At 61.5% G+C, this 21,201-nt stretch carries 16 protein-coding genes, 1 pseudogene and 1 riboswitch; of the genes and pseudogenes, 6 read left to right on the plus strand and 11 right to left on the minus strand.

The genetic code is table 11. From position 1 onward, the window contains the following. Positions 1 to 263 precede the first annotated feature (263 nt). Positions 264 to 1,064 carry a hypothetical protein gene (locus ACS4RR_RS05075; RefSeq protein WP_456189791.1) on the plus strand — a complete coding sequence of 267 codons (801 nt, stop codon included), beginning with the start codon at positions 264 to 266 and terminating at the stop codon, positions 1,062 to 1,064. A 95-nt stretch (positions 1,065 to 1,159) separates the two neighbouring features. On the opposite strand, the gene ACS4RR_RS05080 is transcribed toward ACS4RR_RS05075, so the two are convergent. From ACS4RR_RS05080 to ACS4RR_RS05120, 9 genes and pseudogenes are all read right to left on the minus strand, one after another. Further along, entirely contained in the window at positions 1,160 to 4,330 is a 3,171-nt protein-coding gene (locus ACS4RR_RS05080) for an efflux RND transporter permease subunit (RefSeq protein ID WP_260109495.1), read from the minus strand. A gap of 45 nt (positions 4,331 to 4,375) precedes the next feature. Then, positions 4,376 to 5,575: an efflux RND transporter periplasmic adaptor subunit gene (locus tag ACS4RR_RS05085; RefSeq protein WP_456189792.1), complete on the minus strand. Its 1,200-nt coding sequence runs from the start codon at positions 5,573 to 5,575 to the stop codon at positions 4,376 to 4,378. Between the two features lie 392 nt (positions 5,576 to 5,967). Continuing rightward, positions 5,968 to 7,101, minus strand: a complete 1,134-nt coding sequence (locus tag ACS4RR_RS05090; protein WP_260297193.1) for a calcium:cation antiporter — start codon at positions 7,099 to 7,101, stop codon at positions 5,968 to 5,970. 289 nt (positions 7,102 to 7,390) lie between these two features. Further along, positions 7,391 to 8,098: an SDR family NAD(P)-dependent oxidoreductase gene (locus ACS4RR_RS05095; protein ID WP_017968035.1), complete on the minus strand. Its 708-nt coding sequence runs from the start codon at positions 8,096 to 8,098 to the stop codon at positions 7,391 to 7,393. Positions 8,099 to 8,264: 166 nt separating this feature from the next. Beyond that, a complete protein-coding gene (locus tag ACS4RR_RS05100; protein ID WP_017968034.1) occupies positions 8,265 to 8,615 on the minus strand; it encodes a ribbon-helix-helix domain-containing protein in 351 nt (116 codons plus the stop codon). A 25-nt stretch (positions 8,616 to 8,640) separates the two neighbouring features. After that, positions 8,641 to 9,237, minus strand: a complete 597-nt coding sequence (locus tag ACS4RR_RS05105) for a DJ-1/PfpI family protein (protein WP_064250232.1) — start codon at positions 9,235 to 9,237, stop codon at positions 8,641 to 8,643. A 105-nt stretch (positions 9,238 to 9,342) separates the two neighbouring features. Next, a complete protein-coding gene (locus tag ACS4RR_RS05110) occupies positions 9,343 to 9,735 on the minus strand; it encodes a DUF779 domain-containing protein (RefSeq protein ID WP_260109493.1) in 393 nt (130 codons plus the stop codon). Between the two features lie 165 nt (positions 9,736 to 9,900). Then, positions 9,901 to 11,409 (minus strand): aldehyde dehydrogenase, encoded by a 1,509-nt coding sequence (gene adh / locus ACS4RR_RS05115; RefSeq protein ID WP_017968031.1) that lies wholly within the window; start codon positions 11,407 to 11,409, stop codon positions 9,901 to 9,903. A gap of 166 nt (positions 11,410 to 11,575) precedes the next feature. Beyond that, positions 11,576 to 12,539 (minus strand): annotated as a pseudogene (locus tag ACS4RR_RS05120) (helix-turn-helix domain-containing protein). Positions 12,540 to 12,748: 209 nt separating this feature from the next. Here ACS4RR_RS05120 and msrB point away from each other — a divergent pair. Further along, complete coding sequence (msrB, locus tag ACS4RR_RS05125; RefSeq protein WP_260109492.1) at positions 12,749 to 13,234, plus strand: peptide-methionine (R)-S-oxide reductase MsrB; 486 nt, start codon at positions 12,749 to 12,751, stop codon at positions 13,232 to 13,234. A 145-nt stretch (positions 13,235 to 13,379) separates the two neighbouring features. Here the strand turns inward: msrB and ACS4RR_RS05130 are convergent, their stop codons facing one another. Next, a complete protein-coding gene (locus ACS4RR_RS05130; protein ID WP_260297189.1) occupies positions 13,380 to 14,594 on the minus strand; it encodes a TIGR03862 family flavoprotein in 1,215 nt (404 codons plus the stop codon). Between the two features lie 69 nt (positions 14,595 to 14,663). Continuing rightward, complete coding sequence (locus ACS4RR_RS05135) at positions 14,664 to 15,086, minus strand: MerR family transcriptional regulator (protein WP_138334972.1); 423 nt, start codon at positions 15,084 to 15,086, stop codon at positions 14,664 to 14,666. 71 nt (positions 15,087 to 15,157) lie between these two features. Here ACS4RR_RS05135 and ACS4RR_RS05140 point away from each other — a divergent pair, with 71 nt between their 5' ends. The 4 genes from ACS4RR_RS05140 to nrdE all read left to right on the plus strand — a co-directional run bounded on the left by ACS4RR_RS05140 (position 15,158) and on the right by nrdE (position 20,975). Then, positions 15,158 to 17,410 (plus strand): heavy metal translocating P-type ATPase, encoded by a 2,253-nt coding sequence (locus ACS4RR_RS05140; protein ID WP_456189793.1) that lies wholly within the window; start codon positions 15,158 to 15,160, stop codon positions 17,408 to 17,410. 240 nt (positions 17,411 to 17,650) lie between these two features. Beyond that, positions 17,651 to 17,876: riboswitch (cobalamin riboswitch) on the plus strand. Positions 17,877 to 18,156: 280 nt separating this feature from the next. Continuing rightward, on the plus strand, positions 18,157 to 18,378 hold the full coding sequence (nrdH, locus tag ACS4RR_RS05145) for a glutaredoxin-like protein NrdH (protein ID WP_017968025.1): 222 nt from the start codon (positions 18,157 to 18,159) through the stop codon (positions 18,376 to 18,378). A gap of 9 nt (positions 18,379 to 18,387) precedes the next feature. Further along, positions 18,388 to 18,792, plus strand: coding sequence for a class Ib ribonucleoside-diphosphate reductase assembly flavoprotein NrdI (gene nrdI / locus ACS4RR_RS05150; protein ID WP_456189794.1), 405 nt, complete (start codon positions 18,388 to 18,390; stop codon positions 18,790 to 18,792). Continuing rightward, complete coding sequence (gene nrdE / locus ACS4RR_RS05155; RefSeq protein ID WP_456189795.1) at positions 18,771 to 20,975, plus strand: class 1b ribonucleoside-diphosphate reductase subunit alpha; 2,205 nt, start codon at positions 18,771 to 18,773, stop codon at positions 20,973 to 20,975. Before nrdI ends, nrdE begins: the two co-directional genes overlap by 22 nt. Positions 20,976 to 21,201 lie beyond the last annotated feature (226 nt).

The following is a 21,201-nucleotide window of genomic DNA, read 5'->3' on the forward strand; positions in this document are numbered from 1 at the left end:
CAGCATGTATTCGCAGTACCTGTTAGCTTGCTTTGAGATGGATGATTTCCGATCATCAGGCTGATGAGTGATACGTTTCCCTTGATCAGTTTTCAGGCGCACGATAGTTGCTAAAATAGCAATCTTCTAATATACGTGGAGCCGCCGTTTTAATATTTCCGCAGCGGCAAGCAACGTCCCTCCAACTGACGGGCGTTTATTATCCTATTCAGCAGGACGTTCGATTTCATGAAGTAGATTAGAGATTTATGGGAGGAGGAATAATGCGAAAATGGGCATCTTCTCTACTGACGGCCCCGCATGGAAGGCGTCTTCTTCTCTTTGCTATCTCGGGATTGCCAACGTTCTGCGCAGTGGTGCTCTTAGCTGGCGCCTCGTCCGCGCAGGCGCCGACCGAAGAGCAGCGCAATGCGATCAAGGCGGAATGTCGCTCCGATTTCATCGCGCAATGTTCAGGGGTGACGCCGGGCGGCATCGAGGCGCTCACTTGTCTGCAACAGCATAATGCCACACTGTCGGCGGGCTGCCGGAAGGCGGTGTCGGCGGTGAGCAAACCCAAGTCGACATCCGCGGAACCGGCCCCGGCTGCGCCCGCAACCACCGGGGCGACCACACCGGCGCCGGCGACGGCCGCACCGACGCAGGCGCAGCGCAATGCCGTCAAATCGGCTTGCCAACGCGATTTTATGGCGCAATGCTCTGGTGTCAAACCGGGCGGTACCGAGGCGCTCAGCTGCTTGCAACAGCACAGTGCCGCTCTATCGGCGCCGTGTCAGCAGGCCGTTGCGGCCTTGGGAGGATCAGCCTTGGGAGGATCAGCCGGATCAACCCCAGCCAGCGGCGGTGCTGCCGCGACGGTTGCGACCACGCCTGTTCCTCGGACCATGATGCCGGCCTTCTCGCCGCGCGAGGAACTGATGATCCTGCGCGAAACCTGCGGATCGGATTTTCAGGCTCTGTGCCGCACGGTGCCTTTGGGCGGAGGACGGGCTATCGCTTGTCTGCGGGACAATTTGCAACGCGTGTCGCCTGCATGCCACCGGGTCCTGACCTCGGGATTATAGTGTCTGTTCGAAACTTGCGCAGTGAAGAGACCTCAACAGCAACCTGCCTCCGCGTGAAACCGCTGGTGATTGCGCGACAGGCTGTTGCAACAGCCTTACTGAACCTTCGGCATCTCCGCCCCCGCGACGGCTGCTGTCTTTATGCGCCCTTTCCAATATTCCTCGAGGCGCTGCAGCAGGACGTAGAAGGACGGTACGAAGAGCACGGCGAGGCAGGTCGAGGCGATCATCCCGCTGAAGACCGATATGCCGATCGACTTGCGGGCGGATGCGCCGGCGCCCGTCGCCAGCACCAGCGGCAGGACACCGAGAATGAAGGCGAAGGACGTCATCAGAATCGGCCGGAAACGCAGGCGGGCGGCCTCGACTGCGGCATCCAGAATTTCCATGCCTTCCGCCCGCTTTTCCCGCGCATATTCGACGATGAGAATGGCATTCTTCGATGCCAGCGCAATCAGCAGGATGAGACCGATCTGCGTATAGAGATTGTTGGCAACGCCCGCCGCCGTCAGGGCCGCCACCGTGCCGAGGAGGGCGAGCGGCACGGCCAGAATGACCGCCAGCGGCAAGATCCAGCTTTCATATTGACCGGCGAGCACGAAATAGACGAGGAGGATGACGAGCGCGAAGACGAAATAGATCTGCCCGCCCACGGCCTTCTCCTGGTAGGATAGCGCCGTCCATTCGAAACTGGCGCCCGGCGGCAGCGTTCGATCGGCAATCTGCTCCATGACGTCGAGTGACTGGCCGGAGCTGAAGCCGGCGGCCGGCCCGCCAACGATCGTTGCTGAGGGGTAGAGATTGTAGAGGCTGATCAGGGAGGGGCCTTGAGTCGTCGTGACATCGACGACCGTGCCGAGCGGCACCATTGTCCCGTCACCGGCCTTGACCCTCAGCTTGCGGATATCATCCGCGCTGACCCGGAAATCGGAAGCGGCCTGCGCATAGACCTGGAAGGTGCGGCCGAATTTGTTGAACTGGGTCACATAGCTCGAGCCGACGTAGCCGGAGAGCGCCGAGAAAACCTGACCGACGGTAACCCCCAATGTCTCCGCCTTGATGCGGTCGACGGCGACTGCGAGTTGCGGCACGTTCGAGCGGAAGGGCGTGCTCAGCCTTTGCAGCGACGATTGGGCACTGCCGTTCTTGACGATCGTATCGGCAAGCGATTGCAGCAGCGGGTAGTCGGAAATGCCGTTCTTGATCTCGACCTGCATGGTGAAGCCGCTGGCATTGCCGACGCCCTGGATCGGAGGCGGCACGACCACCAGCGTCTTGGCGGCGAGCACGCTTTGCAGCGCGCCGTTCAGATGCTGGTAGATCGACAGCAGATCCTGCCCCTTCTGCTTGCCGCGCTCGTCCCAATCCTTCAGCACGACATATGCGACGCCGGCATTCTGCAGGCTGGCATTGTTGTCGAGAACGGAAATGCCGCTGATCGTCAGCACCTGATCGACGCCAGGTGTGGCTTCGGCGATCTTGCCGACCTCGTTCATTACGGCATCGGTGCGCTCCTTCGAGGCACCGTCAGGCAGTTGTGCACTGATCAGCACGTAACCTTGATCCTCGATCGGCAGGAACGCGGTCGGCAGGCGGGTGAGACCCCAGACGGCGACCCCGATCAGCACAATTGCCGCTATGGCCATGACACCGGCGTGGCGGGTCATCGATCCGATCAGCCCGGCATAGCCGCGTTCGCCTTTGTCGTAGACCCTGTTGAAGCCGCGATAGAGGGCGTTGCGTTTCTCGGGCGGGACCGGCGGCCGCAGCCAAAGGGCGCATTGCGTCGGTTTCAGCGTGGCGGCATTGATGGCGCTGATCAGCGCCGTGGCGGCGATGACGAGGGCGAATTGCCGATAAAGCTGTCCGGTCAGGCCGGGCAGGAAGGCGGCCGGAATGAAAACGGCCATCAGCACCAGCGTAATGCCGATGACCGGACCGAGGAGTTCCTCCATGGCCTTCTCGGCCGCCTGTCGGCCGGACATGCCCGCCTCGATGTGGCGGGCGACACCCTCGACGATGACGATGGCATCATCGACGACGATGCCGATGGCGAGAACGATGGCAAACAGCGTCGACAGGTTGACCGTGAAGCCCAATGCCGCCATGGCCGCGAAGGCGCCGATAATGGTGACCGGAACGGTGGTCGCCGGAACGAGCATTGCCCGCCAATCCTGCAGGAAAACGAGAATGACGATGAGAACGAGGACGCCCGCCTCGATCAAAGTGACGTAAACCTCGTCGATGGACGCCTTGACGAATTTCGTCGTGTCGAACGGCACATGATATTCGAGGCCCTGCGGGAAGCTCTTCGAGAGCTCCTGCATTTTTGCGCCCACCTCCTGCGCCACCGCAATGGCGTTGGCCTCCGGAAGCTGAAAAATGCCGATGCCGGCCGCCGGTCGGCCGTTCTGCATGAAGGACTGGCTGTAAGTCTGGGCGCCGAGTTCGACGCGACCGATATCGCGGATGCGCGTGACGCGGCCGCCTTCGCCGCTTTCGACCTTGACGACAATATTCTCGTAATCGGCAGCCTCGTTCAGCCGGCCGTTGACATTCAGCGTGTATTGGAAGACCTGCCCGTTCGGGACCGGCGGAATGCCGATCTGGCCGGCGGCGACCTCCTGGCTCTGCTGCTGCACCACGTTGACGATATCCTGCGGCGTCAGACCGCGTGCCTGCAGCAGGTTCGGGTCCATCCAGATACGCATGGCATACTGGCCGGCGCCGAAGACGGTGACGTTGCCGACGCCCGGCAGGCGGGCGAGTTCATTCTGCAGGTTGATGACGGCATAGTTCGACAGGAACAGGCTGTCATAGCGGCTGTCCGGCGAGGTCAGGCTGACGAAGCCGAGGATCGCCGTCGATTTTTTCTGTGTCGTGACGCCTTGAACCTGCACCGCTTCGGGAAGCGATGACATCGCTATGGCGACGCGGTTTTGCACCAGAACCTGCGCTTGATCGGGATCCGTTCCGATGGCGAAGGTCACCGTCAGCGAATAGGTGCCGTCGCTGGCGCTCGTCGACTGCATGTAGAGCATGTCCTGCACGCCGTTGACCTGCTGCTCGATCGGCAGAGCGACGGTGTCGATGAGGGTCTGGGCGCTGGCGCCTGGGAAGCGCGTCGTCACCTGCACCGTCGGCGGGACGACATTCGGATATTGCGCCACGGGCAGTTGGAACAGAGCCACCGCGCCGATGAGCACGAAGACCAACGCCAGAACGTTGGCGAGTACCGGTCGCTCGATGAAGAAGCGCGAGATCATGCTGTTGTCCTAGACTAGACGGTCAGGTGAAGCATGGTGGCGAATTCATTGCGTGGTGGTGGTCTTTGCCTTGGTATCGCCAGCGGCAGCTGCCGGCGGGTTCATTTCGATCTTCTCGGGCGTGACCTTGCTGCCGGGGATGGCCTGCTGGATCCCTTGGGTTACGACCCAGTCTTCCGGATCGAGGCCGGAGTCGATGACACGAAGTGCACCTTCGCGCTGGCCGGTCTTGACCTGCTTCTGCTCGACGACGTCGTCCTTGCCGAGAACGAGCAGGTAGCTGCCCAGCTGGTTCGTTCCGATGGCATCGTCGCGCAGCAGCAGAGCCTTGTCGTTATGGCCGACCGGCACCCGGACGCGCACGAAGAGACCGGGCAGCATGGCGCGGTCCTTGTTGTCGAACAGGGCGCGTACCTGAAGCGTGCCTGTGGAGGCATCGAGCTGCGGCGAGACGTAATCGAGATGTCCCTTGTGTGGGTAACCTTCTTCCGTCTGCAGGCCGAGCTCTGCCGGGATACTCGGAAGATCCGTCTGCTTGAAGGTATGTCCCTGCTTTGCCAGCGTTTCCTTGATCATCAGCACCTGTGTTTCGCTGACGTTGAAATAGGCATAAAGCGGATCCGTCTGGACGATGCTGGCAAGCTTGGTGGGGCCTGATACGCCGACAAGTGCGCCGATATCGACGAGGTGATCGGTGACGGTACCGTCGAAGGGGGCAAGCACTTCGGTATATCCGAGGTTGATCGTCGCGAGATCGAGATTGGCCTGGGCATTGAGGATGGACGCATTCGCCTCGTCGAGTGTCGCCTTGGCGCTGTCGACCGCGGTCTGCGTGGTGACCTGTTGCTTCGATAGATTGAGCTGCCGGTCGTATTCCTGCTTCGCGCCAACCTGAGATGCCTGTTGCGAGGCAAGCGATGCTTTGGCCTGATCCAGTTGGGCCTGGTAGGTGTTACGCTCAATTCCGAAGAGCTTGGTGCCCTTCATCACCATCATGCCGTCCTGGTAGTCGATCGATTGGATGTAGCCTTGGACGCGCGCCTCGATATCGACGGAGTTGAGCGGTGCGGTGTTGCCGGTGAGTTCAAAATAGAGCGTTACCGGTTGCTGGACCGGCTGGGCGACACGAACCGGAGGTGGCGGCGGTGGAACGTAAGCGTTGCCGCTTTCCTGGCATCCACCGAGAATTGCCATGCCGAGCAGCGCCACGGAAAGTTGTAGACTCTGATACAATCTCACACGCATTGCCGCCGCCCCGACATCATGAGCCTACTTAAGAAATGTGCAGTAATTTCAAAGATCCACAGCGTCCTTTTGCGCGTCTGAAAAAGACGCGCGACGCTGTAGTCTCCATGCGTGCTTCGGCGGAGACCACCCTTCTCCGAAAAGTTCCGGGCATGCGATATTATGTCGCGGCATTGCTAAAAATTGCAATAGCTGCTGGTGCACAATTAAACTGTGAGCTTGTCCTCGACGGACGCCGTGCTGCGGCTACGGTTTCCCGAGGGCCACGTAGGTCCTGCAGCCACCGCGATTGCGTGCAAGCTGTGCAGTAGATCCCGTCATCATAGCGGAAGACTGACCGAGCGCGGAACTCTTTACTTTCCGGATCTTGTGCGGCGGCAATCGGGCGGGTTTCATTGCTGGAAAATCAGCAGCACGTAAGCCAGGAAAAGCACCAGATGGACAGCGCCTTGCATGAGATGCGTGCGGCCGCTGGCAAAGGTGATGATGCTGACAGCAAGAGTAAGCAGGAGCATCACCAGATCTCCATGCTCCAGGCCGAGTGTCACGGGGTGTCCGTAGAGCTGACTGACAACGAGCATCGCCGGCACCGTCAGCCCGATCGTCGACAGCACCGAACCAAGGAAGATGTTGACGGAGCGCTGGAGATTATTGGCGATGGATGCACGCACGGCGCTGACTGCTTCAGGCGTCGCGACGAGGATGGCCATGACAACACCGCCAAATGCGGTTGGAGCATGCAGGGTTTCGATAATGTAATCGATCGGCCGGGCAAGCTGTTCGACGAGAAAGACGACAGGACCCATATGGGCGAAAAGCAGAATGGCATGAAGCCAGACCCGTCCATGACGAGGGACACGTTCGCTGATGCGCTCGTGACGGTTGCTGTCGTCGGTGAAATAGTCGCGATGGCGGCCGGCCTGAAGGAACAGAAACGTAGCGTAAAGGCCGACCGATATTATACCCAGTATCAGTTGTCTCGGTGCAGATGGATGCTGACCCTCCGGCCCCGCAAGAAATGTCGGCATCACCAGGCTCAGGGTCGCCAGCGGTACGATGACCCCGAGATAGGCGTTGGCGCCCTGCAGGTTATGCTGCTGTTCCGGTCGCCGCCATGCGCCCAGCAGCAAGGACAGGCCAACCATGCCGTTCAGGATGATCATGACGACTGCGAAAAGGGTGTCGCGCGCAAGTGTGGGATTGTTCTCGCCGTGAAGCATGACGGCTGATATTGCCATCACCTCGATTGAGGTGATGGCAAGCGTCAGAATGAGCGTGCCGTAAGGCTCCTTCAGCCGCTCTGCCAAATGATCCGCGTGCCGGACAACCGACAGAGCGGAGCCAAGGACGGCAGCGAACAGCCACGCGAAAACGACAGTGAACCAAAGCGGATCGGAAAGCTGCCCGAAGAGTTGCTCCTGGAAAACAAGAAACGCCAAGCTCGTCGCGACGCTGACACCCAGGAACCATTCCTCGCGTATCAGGCTGCTTGCGCCGACAGCGCGCAATGCCGGACCGTCGGTCATCGAAACCACCCGCCTTCTGGCAAATGCCGCCGCAATGCGATCATCAAAACCATTGTGTCCGCCCACTGTCTCCTGCCCGCCCCATGAGCAGGCGCAGACGAGGCTGCCTCAAGGTGAACCGAAGCTCAAGCCAGATCGTGTGTCACTGACTAAAACTTGCAGGTTCTCTATCTCATCATCCATTGTTCCCGACAGGGACTGCCGAAACAGAGGGCAAGCCGAGGCCCGGCCAACGCGCGGCGCGGGCGGTTGTAGTGCGTTGCGGCTGCTGCTCGCGCCGCGTCTTCCATTATTCGCGACCGGTCGCCGGGATTGCCGCGCCGGTCACGACAGCTGCGGCCGGCGAAATCAGGAAGGCGATGAGGCGGGCGATCGATTGCGGCGATACCCAGCCGTCCGTCTTCGCATCGGGCATGGCCGCGCGGTTCTCAGGCGTGTCGATCGTCCCAGGCAGGATGCAGTTGGCGGTGATGCGGTCGTCGCGGCATTCGGCAGCGATCGCCTCGGTCAGCCGGATGACGGCGGCTTTCGAGGCGGCGTAAGCGGCCTGCTTGGCGCCGGCCTTCAGGCCGGGTGCGGCGGCGATATGAACGATGCGGCCGTAGCCCGCGGCCTTCATGGTCGGGAGAACCGCGGCGCTGATCGTCAGGGCAGTGCGGGCGTTTGCAGTCATCATCGTCTCCCACTGCGCGGGGGCCTCCGGCCCGATCGGTCCCATCTGGAAACCGCCGACGGTGTTGACCAATGCACTGACGCCGCCGAAGCGCTTGACGGCCCGGGCGACAGCGGCGGCGCAGGAAGCATAATCGGTGAGATCTGTTCCCGCGATCGACAGAAAATCGGTGGAAGCTGGAAGATCGCCGGCCAAGGCTTCCAACTCGTGGCTCGAACGGTTCATGCAGACGAGTTTTGCGCCGGCGCTGGCAAGCTCGCGGACAACGGCGCTGCCGAGGTTGCCGCCGGCTCCCGTCACGATCACGGCTTTCTGTTCGTTCATGGCAATCGATCTCCTGACGGTGCCCGCGCTGGACGCTGCCGCACATTGTTGATCCAGGCTGCGCGGCAGCGCAAGCCCGCCGCCCAAGACAAGGTCAGATGTTTGCGGAACGGCCCGCGGAGCTATCCGCGGGCCGTTCGTCTTTGATCGTCTGTCGGACCTGATTTCAGTGATATTTCGCCCGTTCTCGGCCGAGGATGACAGGCGCGTCGAGGCCGGCGATCGGACGGGTGACATCGGCCGGAATGTCGCCGGTGAGCTGCAGGTCGAGATAGCGAGCGCAGCAGACCCGCAGGAAGGACGTGAAGTTGCCGAGATCGTGGCCGGCATCGATCGATTCATGATGCAGCCGGGTGATCAGCTGGACGACATTCATGCCGTCGCGCCGCGCGATTTCCTCCAGCTTCGCCCAGAAGAAGTTCTCCAGCCTGACGCTGGTGACCATGCCGTCGATGCGCAGCGACCGGGTGGTGCTTTCCCAGAGCCGAGCATCCGCCTTGATGAACAGTTCACACATATCATCCTCCCCAGTGCAGCCCTCCTCAGGCGGCGTTGGTTTCGAGCAGTGCTGCGGCATCGAGCACGGCCATGAACTGGCGCAGCCACGACGGATGCGCCGGCCAGGCCGGCGCCGTGACCAGATTGCCGTCCGAGACTGCATCGGTGATTGCGATGTCGGCATAGATGCCGCCGGCAAGTTCGACTTCCGGCCGGCAGGCGGGATAGGCCGAGCAGGTTCGGCCCTTCAGCACACCGGCAGCGGCAAGCAGCTGTGCGCCGTGGCAGATGGCGGCAACCGGTTTTCCGGCATCGAAGAAGTGCCGGACGGATTTGATGACGTCGGCGTTGAGGCGTAGATATTCGGGCGCACGGCCGCCGGGAATGACGAGGGCATCGTAATCTTCGGCGCGCACGCTATCGAAGGTGGCATTCAGCGCGAAATTATGGCCGCGTTTTTCGGAATAAGTCTGGTCGCCTTCGAAATCATGAATGGCGGTCGCGACGGTGTCGCCGGCCTTCTTGCCGGGGCAGACGGCATCGACGGTATAGCCGCAGGCGAGCAGCGTCTGGAACGGCACCATCGTTTCGTAATCTTCGGTGAAGTCACCCGTGATCATCAGGATCTTTGAGGCTGGCATCGTTTCCTCCCTTTGAAACCAACTGGCGGAGATTAGCAAAGAGCTTCTGCGAGCAGGTACTATAGGAATACTACAGGCGAAATTCCCACCCGACGGGCGACGGCATCAGACCGCCCTGACCTTCACATCAGGCACTGCGCAAGCCTCGCCGCCGCCGAAGAGACGGGAACGAGTGAGGAAGCGTTTCTCGCGGCCATTGTCGAGCGAGAACATGCCGCCGCGTCCCGGCACGACGTCGATGATCAGCTGCGTATGTTTCCACGCCTCGAACTGGCCAGCGCCGATATAGACCGGCACGCCGCCGATCTCGCCGAGCTTGACGTCGCCGTCGCCGATCATGAATTCGTTAGCCGGATAACACATCGGCGAGGAGCCGTCGCAGCAGCCGCCGGACTGGTGGAAGAGAATATCGGGATGATCCCGCTTGATTTCCAAGATCAAATCGAGGGCGGCGTCGGTTGCGAGAACACGGGGTTCGCCGTTGACGGTGGGTTCCATGGCTGCTCCTTCAGCGCATAACCCCGAAAATCGGATCGATTTTCGGAAGGATCATACGCAAATTCAAAGCGTTAGAGCGTCATGAGGGATGCGGGGCGCTCTAAAGACAAGGCCTTCTCCCCGTGTCGGGGAGAAGGCTTTTCATCATAACACCATTGGCTGCCCTCAGAAGAAGCCGAGTGCCTTCGGGCTGTAGCTCACCAGCATGTTCTTGGTCTGCTGGTAGTGGTCGAGCATCATCTTGTGGGTTTCACGGCCGATGCCCGACTGCTTGTAGCCGCCGAAGGCGGCATGGGCTGGGTAGGCGTGATAGCAGTTGGTCCAGACCCGGCCGGCCTGAATCTCCCGGCCGAAGCGGTAGCAGCGATTGGCATCGCGGCTCCAGACACCGGCGCCGAGACCGTAGAGCGTGTCGTTGGCGATTTCGAGCGCTTCCTTCTCGTTCTTGAAGGTCGTGACCGAAACAACCGGTCCGAAGATTTCTTCCTGGAACACACGCATCTTGTTGTGACCCTTGAAGATCGTCGGCTTGACGTAATAGCCATTCGCCAACTCGCCGCCGAGATCGTTGCGCGAGCCGCCGGTCAGCACTTCCGCGCCTTCCTGCTTGCCGATATCGAGATAGGCGAGGATCTTTTCCAGCTGCTCCGTCGAGGCCTGGGCGCCGATCATTGTTGCGGTGTCGAGCGGGTTGCCCTGCTTGATCGCCTCGACGCGTTTGACGGCCTTTTCCATGAAGCGGTCGTAGATCGATTCCTGGACGAGGGCGCGGCTCGGGCAGGTGCAGACTTCGCCCTGGTTGAGGGCAAACATCGCAAAGCCTTCGAGCGCCTTGTCGAGGAAGTCGTCGTCTTCGGCCATCACATCGGCGAAGAAGATGTTCGGCGATTTGCCGCCGAGTTCCAGCGTCACCGGAATGAGGTTCTGGCTGGCATATTGCATGATCAACCGGCCTGTCGTCGTCTCGCCGGTGAAGGCGATCTTGGCGACGCGCTGGCTGGTCGCCAGCGGCTTGCCGGCTTCGAGGCCGAAACCGTTGACGATGTTGAGCACGCCGGGCGGCAGGAGATCGCCGACGAGTTCGGCCCAGAGCAGGATCGAGGCTGGTGTCTGTTCGGCGGGCTTCAGCACGACGCAGTTGCCGGCGGCAAGCGCAGGTGCCAGCTTCCAGGTGGCCATCAGGATCGGGAAGTTCCACGGAATGATCTGGCCGACGACGCCGAGCGGCTCATGGAAGTGATAGGCCACGGTATCGTGGTCGATCTCGCCGATCGAGCCTTCCTGGGCGCGAATGCAGGAGGCGAAGTAGCGGAAGTGGTCGATCGCCAGCGGAATGTCGGCCGCCATGGTTTCGCGGATCGGTTTGCCGTTGTCCCAGGTCTCGGCCTGGGCGAGCAATTCCAGCTTGTCTTCCATGCGCTGGGCGATCTTCATGAGGATATTGGAGCGCTCGGCAGCGGAGGTGCGGCCCCATTTTTCCTTAGCCGCATGGGCGGCGTCGAGCGCGAGATTAATGTCCTTTTCATTGGAGCGGGGAATGTCGCAGAGCTTGCCGCCGGTAACGGGCGTCAGGTTTTCGAAGTATTTCCCCTCGACCGGCTCGCGCCATTCGCCGCCGATATAGTTGCCGTATTTCAGTTTGAACGGCGACTCGACGATTTTCTGATGAAGCATGTCATCCTCCCTTGATGATCCAGGTTCCCAAGCGAACCAGTGGGAGGAAAATGTGCATATTTTGGCGGAGGGAATAGGGCGGGTCTTCCATACCGCACTGCACAGTGTCGCAGACCTGCGACAGCATCGCGTCAAGATTGCTTCAGGAGCGGAACCTTTACCCTGATCAGTGGAGATCGAGCTTCTTCATCTTCCTGTGCAGCGTGGCGCGGCTGATGCCAAGCGCGATCGCCGCCTGCGAGACATTGCCGCCGGCGCGCGACAGTGCCCGTAGCAGTGCCGCCTTTTCCGCCTCGACGATCTCGTCCTGCTGGGAGACGCCAGCCTCGTGCAGGGCATCGGCGGCAGGAATGCCGGCGGCGATGCGCTTGTCGTCCAACTGCAGTGCGATGCGGGCAGCGCGCGTTGCGCCGAGCACCAGATCATGCCTGTCGACGGCAAGCAGAGCGGCGGCGGAATTGGCGCCTGCCGGGACCATCAGGAAACGCGCGCCGGCAAAGGCCGAGCGGAAAAGGTTGAGCTCGATGCGCATCGCCGCATCGCGCACGGTCTGCGTCAGGATTGCCAGCGTCATCTCGTTGACGTCGTCGCGGCATGTGGAGATGTCGAGGGCTGCTGCCACTCGGCCACGATGATCGCGGATTGGTGCCGTCGTGCAGCTGAGGCTGGTATTCGAGCAGAAAAAATGCTGATCGCGGAAGATGGCGACGGCACGCTCGTCGGCAAGTGCAGTGCCGATGCCGTTGGTGCCGATGCTGGCCTCGGTCCAGACCGAGCCGGTCCACAGGCCGAGTTCACGGAATTCCTTGTCGTCGCCGGCAGCCCCCCGGCGCTCCAGCGCGATGCCGTTCTTGTCGGTCAGAAGCAGGCAGCAGCCCGCCTGCCCTGCCAACGGTGGTAAAGAGACGATCGAGCTCTTCCGTCGCGCTGGCGATCAGCTGTTCGGACTGCTCGCGCGCACGGCGGAATTCCTGGTCGGTGAGGCGCAGTGGAGCCCGCTGGTCCTCGGGGGCGAGCTGGTGCATGGTCATGCACCGCCGCCATGAGGCGACTACAGGAGAACTGGCTGCCGCAGAATCGCGCTGGGCAGACGTGTAGACGTGCTCGGCGTGCGCAGAGTGTTCGTGCATCGGCTCCTCCCACCGAAGTTCAGCACATTCTGATGGAAAAGCGGCTGGTTTGCAATCGGCCGGTACTGGCGGTCGTCAGCATGCGGCTCTTCCTGACGAAAGTGGCGGAGATCACATTTCGGTGTTTGGGCGGCCATGGCGTAACAAATGACGCCTCTCTCTCGTAGTTCTGTACGGTAGCAAGGTTTGCGAGATGAGGAGATCCGACCATGCTGAATAGACGATTGTTGCTGATGGGCGCCGCTTTTGGGGCGTTTGCGGTTCGCCTGGGCCCGGCCGGCAAGGCGATCGCCGCCGAGACGTTTGCGGTGACGCACACCGACGAGGAATGGCGCAAGCTGCTGACGCCGGATCAATATGTCATCCTGCGCCGGGCGGGGACGGAACAGCCCTTCACCAGTGCCTTGCTGCATGAGGAGCGAAAGGGCAATTTCGCCTGCGCCGGCTGCGACCAGGACCTCTTTTCCTCGACCACCAAATTCGACAGCGGCACCGGCTGGCCGAGCTTCTGGGCGCCGCTCGAAAAAGCCGTCGGCACCACGAGCGACACGACTTTCGGCATGGTGCGCAACGCCGTGCACTGCAGCCGCTGCGGCGGGCATCTCGGCCATGTCTTCGATGACGGCCCGAAGCCAACCGGGCTTCGCTACTGCATGAATGGGCTCGCCATGACATTCCGTCCCGCCTCGGCCTGACCGAGAGATGGCCTTGTCCGATGCAGACGACTGCCTGCGGCTAGAACAGGATGATTTTAGGCCGGGTCGGCCTAAAATCTGAATCCTGTTCTAAATTAAGAGCTGGAGCATGATGTCGTCCGAAAACCGATCACACTTCTCGGCATCATGCTCTGCGCTGCAACCAGGCCTCTATGCCGCGCGCTGCCGCCCGGCCGGTCGCCAGGCAGGCGGTGAGGAGATAGCCGCCGGTCGGCGCTTCCCAGTCGAGCATCTCACCGGCGACGAAGGTGCCCGGCAGCGCCTTCAACATGTAGCTGTCGTCGATGCTGCTCCAGCGGATGCCACCGGCCGAGGAGATCGCCTCGCCGATTGGCCGGGTCTCGATCACCGGCACCGGCAGCGCCTTGATCATGCCGGCGAGACGCTCCGGATCGGCTCGGTCGCGCTCGGGAGCGAGTTCGCGCAGCAGCGCCGCCTTGACGCCGTCGAGGCCGGCACCCTTGCGCAGGCGGTTTGAAAAGCTCGATTTGGCATCCTGCCGCGCAAGGTCGCGGCTCAGCCTCTCGGTGGTGCGGCCGGGTGCGAGGTCGAGGGTCAGGGCAGCGCTGCCGTGGTTCAGCAGCCGGTCGCGGAGGCTGGCGGTGTGGGCATAGATCAGGCTGCCCTCGATGCCGCTCCCGGTGATGACGAATTCGCCGGGAAATGTGCCGGCCTCGGATGTTGCGGTGACCGACTTTACCGGCTCGCCGGCGAAACGCTCGCTGAAGCTACCGCTCCAGCCAACGGCGAAGCCGCAATTGGCGGGTTTAAAGGGTTCGATCTCGACGCCTCTCTCCGATAGCCGAGTCAGCCAGCTTGCATCGGAGCCGAGACGCGGCCAGCTTGCGCCGCCGAGCGCCAACAGGGCTGCGTCGCAATGGACGATGCTGCGCCCTTCGAGCGTTTCGAAAGCATAACCATCTTCGGCAAAACCGGTCCAGCGGTGGCGGGTGCGCAGCGTAGTGCCCTGCGCCTCCAGTCGCCTGAGCCAGGCGCGCAGCAAAGGCGAGGCCTTCATCACCTTCGGGAACACCCGGCCGGACGAGCCGACGAAGGTCTCGGTCCCGAGCCCTGCTGCCCAATCCCTGATATCATCAGGGGTAAAGGCATCAAGAGCGGGGCGCAGATGGGCGGAAGCCGCGCCGAAGCGCGTGGTGAAACGGGCGTAATCCTCGGAATGGGTGATGTTGAGACCCGACTTGCCGGCCAAGAGGAACTTGCGGGCGAAGGTCGGCATGGCGTCGTAGACCGTTACCGCGTGACCGGAACGGGACAACAGTTCGGCAGCCGCGAGACCCGCCGGGCCGCCGCCGATGATCGCAATCCGTTTCTGGTTCATGGATGTCTTCGCCCGATTCTGTCTGCATTCAGTTTTGGCGCGGGCGCGGACCGCCTGCAAGGGCAGCGGTCAGTGGTGCGGATGTGTGCACTGGCCGTGGTCGGCGAGCACCTCGATGACTCGGCATTGGTCGACGCGGCCGTGGCCGCAGCCTTCCACCATGGTTTCCAGCTCGGCCTTCAGCGCCATCAGGCTGCGGATGCGCTGCTCGACTTCGATGAGACGCGCCTTGGCGATGGCGTCGGCCGAGGCGCAGGACTGGTACGGATCATCCTGCAGGGTGAGCAGCGTGCGGATCGCCTCGATCTCGAAGCCGAGTTCGCGGGCGTGGCGGATGAAGGCGAGGCGGCTGATATCGGCGGGCTCGAAGGAGCGCTGGTTGCCCTCGCTGCGGCTCGGCGCCGCGAGCAGGCCGATGCTCTCATAATAACGGACCGTCGGCACCTTGACGCCGCTTTGGCGAGCAGCTTCACCAATGGTGATCTTTTTCATGATTTTCCTCTTGCACCTCTAGTCGCTAGAGGATGTAGGAGGGATGCTTCTGTTTGACAAGGAAGCGGATGATGGCTGAGAGCGAGACACGATACCGGGTTGGCGGCATGGATTGCGCCGGCTGCGCAACCAAGATCGATACGGCGGTCAGACGCGTGGCGGGTGTCGCCGATGTTTCCGTCTCGGTGATGGCGGGCACGATGACCGTCCGGCACGATGGCAGCAGCGATCTCAAGGTGATCGAGAGGAAGGTGACGGGGCTCGGCTATTCCGTCGCGCCGCTTGCTGGAAGCGCTGCGCCTGCGCGCACCCAGGGCTCGCAGCATCGTCACGACCATGGACATGACTGCGGCGATCACGCGGGCCATGACCATGATCATGCAAGTCATGACCACGACCACCTTCACGATCATGGCGAGAAGGAAATCGAGGGGCTGCACGGGCATGACCACGCGCCGATGGCGGGTCTCTGGTGGCAGAGCCGGAAGGGCCGGCTGACCATCCTTTCCGGTGCCGCACTCGTTGCCGCCTACACCGTCGGCCATCTTGTGCCGGCGATTGCGTCCTATGCCTTCATCGTCGCCATGCTGGTCGGGCTGGTGCCGATCGCGCGGCGCGCTATCATTGCCGCCCTATCAGGTACACCGTTCTCGATCGAGATGCTGATGACGATTGCCGCCGTCGGCGCCGTCATCATCAATGCCGGCGAAGAGGCGGCAACCGTCGTATTCCTGTTCCTCGTCGGCGAGATGCTGGAAGGGGTGGCGGCCGGCAAGGCGCGCGAAAGCATCCAGTCGTTGGCGGGTCTGGTGCCGAAGAATGCGCTGCTCGAAGACAATGGGCAGACGCGGGAAGTGCCGGCAGAAAGCCTTTCGGTCGGCGCGACTATCATGGTTCGTCCTGGCGACCGTATCTCTGCGGACGGCATCATCATCTCAGGCGAGAGTGCAATCGACGAGGCGCCGGTGACGGGCGAGAGCACGCCGGTGCGCAAGGGCGTCGATGCCGTCGTTTTTGCCGGCACGGTCAATGGCGATGCGGTGCTGAGGGTTCGCGTCACGGCGGCGGCCGCCGACAACACCATCGCCCGTGTCGTCAAGCTGGTGGAGGAAGCGCAGGAATCGAAGGCGCCGACCGAACGCTTCATCGATCGGTTTTCGCGCTATTACACGCCCGGCGTGGTCGTGGTTGCAGCACTGGTCGCGGTCGTTCCGCCGCTGCTGTTTGCCGGCCCGTGGGGCGAATGGGTCTATAAGGGCCTTGCGATCCTCTTGATCGGCTGCCCCTGCGCACTCGTCATTTCGACGCCGGCGGCAATCGCCGCCTCGCTTTCATCAGGTGCGCGGCGCGGGCTGTTGATGAAGGGCGGCGCGGTGCTGGAAACGCTCGGCAAGGTGACGATGGTCGCCTTCGACAAGACAGGCACGCTGACGGAAGGCAGGCCTCAGGTCACCGATATCATCTCCTTCGGATTGAGCGAGGCGCAGGTGCTGTCGCGCGCGGCGGTGCTGGAGCAGGGTTCCAGCCATCCGCTGGCGCTGGCGATCCTCAACCGCGCCAAGTCAGACGGCGTTCCCGTGCCGCCGGCCTTCGAGCTGGAAGCGCTGGCGGGCAAGGGCGTCAGCGGCAAAGTCGGCGGCGAGACGCTGGACCTGCTGTCGCCGCCCGCCGCCTGTGAGCGCGGGGCGCTCAGTGCTGAACAGGATGCACGCATCGCGGCGCTGAACGACGAGGGCAAGAGCGTGTCGGTGCTGCTCGTCAACGGTGTTGCGGCCGGTCTGATCGCCATGCGCGACGAGCCGCGTGAGGATGCCGAGGCCGGGCTCGCTGCCCTCAAATCAGCAGGCGTCAAGGCAATGATGTTGACGGGCGACAACAAGCGGACGGCAGCAGCCGTTGCCGGCATGCTCGGCATCGACTGGCGCGGCGAGATGATGCCGGAGGACAAGCAGCAGGTCGTCGGCGAATTGAAGCGCCAGGGTTTCATCGTCGCCAAAGTCGGCGACGGCATCAACGATGCTCCGGCGCTGGCGGCTGCCGATATCGGCATTGCTATGGGCGGCGGCACCGATGTGGCGCTGGAGGCGGCGGATGCCGCCGTGTTGCACGGACGCGTTAGCGATGTGGCGCGGATGATCGAATTTTCCAAACGCACGATGCGCAACATCCTGCAGAACATCACCATCGCCCTCGGATTGAAGGCGGTGTTTCTGGTGACGACGATCGCCAGCATCACCGGGCTCTGGCCGGCGATCCTCGCCGATACCGGCGCCACCGTGCTGGTGACGATCAACGCGCTGAGGCTGCTCCGGATAAAAATATAACTTTTCTGACTTCCTCCTCCGGCGCTCGTCACCGGCGGGATGTGCCATCGACGATTCGAGCCAGATCTCGAATCGAAAATCGCGGGACCGGCCATAGGTCGGCTCTCATCGTGGGGGCTTTCTCCACAGCTTGCTTTCTTTAAGCTTTCGTTATCCATGTTTTTCACAGGAACGTAGCGATTTCAAACCTGTCGTAACGCAATGCACAAACCATCCGTTGACGCGAATTTGGATTGGCGTACTATATCTAGTGTTCGAGGTTCCATCGATTCGTGAGGATCGGCGGCTAAGACGGGAATACGGTGCGCCTCGCCATCATGGCGCGGCAATGCCGGAGCTGCCCCCGCAACTGTAAGCGGCGAGCAACTGTCCGATTTCAGGTCACTGGAGCATGATGCTCCGGGAAGGCTGGGGCAGGGTGCTTTGACCCGTGAGCCAGGAGACCTGCCTCGAACGAAACGTCCACGGGCGGGGTGTCCGGAAGATCGCGTTACATGGCTGCGGGGAATCTCCGCATCACGTTTCGCAGGCCTGAGCCTCCGCCCCCGAAACCTTCGTATTGAGCCACTTCGGGGTGAAGTCATGTCAGTATCTCAGTTCAGGCCGCCACCCGCTAGAGGCAGAGGGCGGAGTATGCCCAGCGGCTAAACAGCCGCATAGCTCAAATCATCAGAGATTTTTCGACGGATATCGACAGATTTCCGATCGATCTTCTGCGTCCCAATCGCGTCGTCACGAGGAATATCATGACCATTACCGTCTACAGCAAGCCTGCCTGCGTCCAGTGCACTGCCACCTACCGAGCCCTCGACCGGTTGGGCGTCGATTATGACATCGTCGATATCTCTGAGGATGCCGAAGCGCTCGATCGGGTCCGCAGCCTCGGCTACATGCAGGCGCCTGTCGTCATCGCCGGCGAGCAGCATTGGGCAGGCTTCCGCCCCGACATGATCAGCGCGCTCTCCTGAAGAAAAGCGATGGGCCTGATCGTCTATTATTCCAGCCGATCCGAGAACACCCATCGGTTCGTCGCCAAGCTCGGACTGCGCGCAACGCGCATTCCGGCAGGCGCAGCTGACGCGTTCCATATCCGCGAACCCTTCGTGCTTGTTGTGCCGACCTATAGCGGCGACGGCGGCAAGGGTGCCGTTCCCAAGCAGGTGATCCGTTTCCTCAACGATGCGGAAAACCGAGGACACATCCGCGGCGTGATTGCCGCGGGCAACAGCAATTTCGGCGAGACATACGGGCTCGCCGGCGACGTCATCTCGCAGAAATGCCAGGTGCCTTACCTCTACAGGTTCGAGCTGCTGGGCACGGAGGTGGATGTCGCCAACGTCAAACACGGAATGGAACGGTTTTGGACACGGGAACAACTCTGACGCGGGATGCGGGCGCAAAACCGCATAACACTTTTGCTCATCCCGCCGGCGAACGCCCTTTGAAAGCGGCGGAAATGCTCGACTATCACGCGCTGAACGCGATGCTGAACCTCTATGACGATGAGGGACGGATCCAGCTCGACAAGGATCGAATGGCTGCCAAGCAGTATTTCCTGCAGCACGTGAACCAGAACACGGTGTTCTTTCACAACCTTCGGGAAAAGCTCGATTACCTCGTCACCGAGGGTTACTACGAGCAGGAGGTTCTCGACCAGTATTCCTTCAATTTCGTGCGCGACCTGTTCGACCAGGCCTATGCCAAGAAATTCCGTTTCCCGACCTTCCTCGGCGCCTTCAAATACTACACCAGCTATACGCTGAAGACCTTCGACGGAAAGCGCTATCTCGAGCGTTATGAGGACCGCATCTGCATGGTGGCGCTGGCGCTCGCGCGCGGCGACGAGGGGCTTGCCCGCGACATGGTCGAGGAGATCATTTCCGGCCGCTTCCAGCCGGCGACGCCGACCTTTCTCAATGCCGGCAAGAAGCAGCGCGGCGAACTGGTTTCCTGCTTCCTGCTGCGCGTTGAGGACAATATGGAATCGATCGGCCGGTCGATCAATTCGGTGCTGCAATTGTCGAAGCGTGGTGGCGGCGTGGCGCTGTCATTGACGAACATCCGCGAGGCGGGCGCGCCGATCAAACATATCGAGAACCAATCGTCAGGCATCATCCCGGTGATGAAGCTGCTCGAAGACAGTTTCTCCTATGCCAACCAGCTCGGCGCGCGCCAGGGCGCGGGGGCCGTCTATCTCAATGCCCACCACCCCGATATCATGCGCTTCCTCGATACCAAGCGCGAAAATGCCGACGAGAAGATCCGCATCAAGACGCTGTCGCTCGGCGTCGTCGTGCCCGACATCACCTTCGAACTGGCGAGGAACAACGAGGACATGTACCTGTTCTCGCCCTATGACGTAGAGCGCGTCTATGGTGTGCCCTTCACCGAGATTTCGGTGACGGAAAAGTACCGCGAGATGGCGGACGACGCCCGCATCTCCAAGAAGAAGATCAAGGCGCGCGAATTCTTCCAGGTGCTTGCCGAAATCCAGTTCGAGAGCGGCTATCCCTACATCATGTTCGAGGACACAGTGAACCGGACGAACCCGATCGCCGGGCGCATCTCGATGAGCAATCTCTGCTCGGAGATCCTGCAGGTGAGCGAGGCTAGCGAATATCATGACGACCTCTCCTACAAACATCTCGGCAAGGATATTTCCTGCAATCTCGGCTCGCTGAATATTGCCGCGGCAATGGATTCGGCCGATTTCGGCAAGACGATCGAAACCTCGATCCGGGCGCTGACGGCCGTTTCCGACATGAGCCACATCTCTTCGGTTCCTTCGATCGAGAAGGGCAATGACGAGAGCCATGCGATCGGCCTCGGTCAGATGAACCTGCACGGTTACCTCGCCCGCGAACGCATCTTCTACGGCTCCGAGGAAGGCATCGATTTCACCAATATCTATTTCTATACGGTGACCTATCACGCAGTCCGCGCCTCGAACCTTTTGGCGGTCGAACGCGGCACGAGCTTCAAGGGCTTCGAAAACTCGAAATATGCCTCCGGCGAATATTTCGACAAATATACCGACCGGCTCTGGGAGCCGGCGACGGAGACGGTGAGGGCGCTGTTCGAGAGCTCAGGTATTCACATTCCGACGCAGGAAGACTGGGCCGCATTGAAGACGGCGGTGATGGCCTCCGGCCTCTATAACCAGAACCTGCAGGCGGTGCCGCCGACGGGCTCGATCTCCTATATCAACCACTCGACCTCCTCGATCCATCCGATCGTCTCGAAGATCGAGATCCGCAAGGAGGGCAAGATCGGCCGCGTCTACTATCCGGCGCCGTTCATGACCAACGACAATCTCGACTATTATCAGGACGCCTATGAGATCGGGCCGGAGAAGATCATCGACACCTATGCGGCGGCGACCCAGCATGTCGACCAGGGCCTGTCGCTGACCTTGTTCTTCCGCGATACGGCAACGACGCGCGACATCAACAAGGCGCAGATCCACGCCTGGAAGAAGGGCATCAAGACGATCTACTACATCCGCCTTCGCCAGATGGCGCTGTCCGGCACCGAGGTGCAGGGCTGCGTGTCTTGTACACTGTAAGTTGATATTTCGCGCCGGAGCATTTTCCCCTCACCCTAATCCTCTCCCCGTTCTGACGGGGAGAGGGGACTTGCCACACGAACCGGCAATAAAGACGGAAAAGGGCGCGGCATGTCCTCTTCGCCCCGCTGGCGGGGGTCCGTAGGACGGGTCGAGACCAGTGGCTCGACCCAGGCAACGGTGCCGGCAGGCGGATGAGGGGCAAATCCGGACACATTTCTCAAGA

The organism is Rhizobium zaerense (assembly GCF_051810725.1).
GTDB classification, from domain to species: Bacteria; Pseudomonadota; Alphaproteobacteria; order Rhizobiales; family Rhizobiaceae; genus Rhizobium; species Rhizobium leguminosarum_I.

Excerpts from the sequence above, each read along its gene's own strand:
- ACS4RR_RS05075 (WP_456189791.1), top strand. The coding sequence starts at position 264 with ATGCGAAAATGGGCATCTTCTCTACTGACGGCCCCGCATGGAAGGCGT.
- ACS4RR_RS05080 (WP_260109495.1), bottom strand. The coding sequence starts at position 4,330 with ATGATCTCGCGCTTCTTCATCGAGCGACCGGTACTCGCCAACGTTCTG.
- ACS4RR_RS05085 (WP_456189792.1), bottom strand. The coding sequence starts at position 5,575 with ATGCGTGTGAGATTGTATCAGAGTCTACAACTTTCCGTGGCGCTGCTC.
- ACS4RR_RS05090 (WP_260297193.1), bottom strand. The coding sequence starts at position 7,101 with ATGACCGACGGTCCGGCATTGCGCGCTGTCGGCGCAAGCAGCCTGATA.
- ACS4RR_RS05095 (WP_017968035.1), bottom strand. The coding sequence starts at position 8,098 with ATGAACGAACAGAAAGCCGTGATCGTGACGGGAGCCGGCGGCAACCTC.
- ACS4RR_RS05100 (WP_017968034.1), bottom strand. The coding sequence starts at position 8,615 with ATGTGTGAACTGTTCATCAAGGCGGATGCTCGGCTCTGGGAAAGCACC.
- ACS4RR_RS05105 (WP_064250232.1), bottom strand. The coding sequence starts at position 9,237 with ATGCCAGCCTCAAAGATCCTGATGATCACGGGTGACTTCACCGAAGAT.
- ACS4RR_RS05110 (WP_260109493.1), bottom strand. The coding sequence starts at position 9,735 with ATGGAACCCACCGTCAACGGCGAACCCCGTGTTCTCGCAACCGACGCC.
- adh (WP_017968031.1), bottom strand. The coding sequence starts at position 11,409 with ATGCTTCATCAGAAAATCGTCGAGTCGCCGTTCAAACTGAAATACGGC.
- msrB (WP_260109492.1), top strand. The coding sequence starts at position 12,749 with ATGCTGAATAGACGATTGTTGCTGATGGGCGCCGCTTTTGGGGCGTTT.
- ACS4RR_RS05130 (WP_260297189.1), bottom strand. The coding sequence starts at position 14,594 with ATGAACCAGAAACGGATTGCGATCATCGGCGGCGGCCCGGCGGGTCTC.
- ACS4RR_RS05135 (WP_138334972.1), bottom strand. The coding sequence starts at position 15,086 with ATGAAAAAGATCACCATTGGTGAAGCTGCTCGCCAAAGCGGCGTCAAG.
- ACS4RR_RS05140 (WP_456189793.1), top strand. The coding sequence starts at position 15,158 with ATGGCTGAGAGCGAGACACGATACCGGGTTGGCGGCATGGATTGCGCC.
- nrdH (WP_017968025.1), top strand. The coding sequence starts at position 18,157 with ATGACCATTACCGTCTACAGCAAGCCTGCCTGCGTCCAGTGCACTGCC.
- nrdI (WP_456189794.1), top strand. The coding sequence starts at position 18,388 with ATGGGCCTGATCGTCTATTATTCCAGCCGATCCGAGAACACCCATCGG.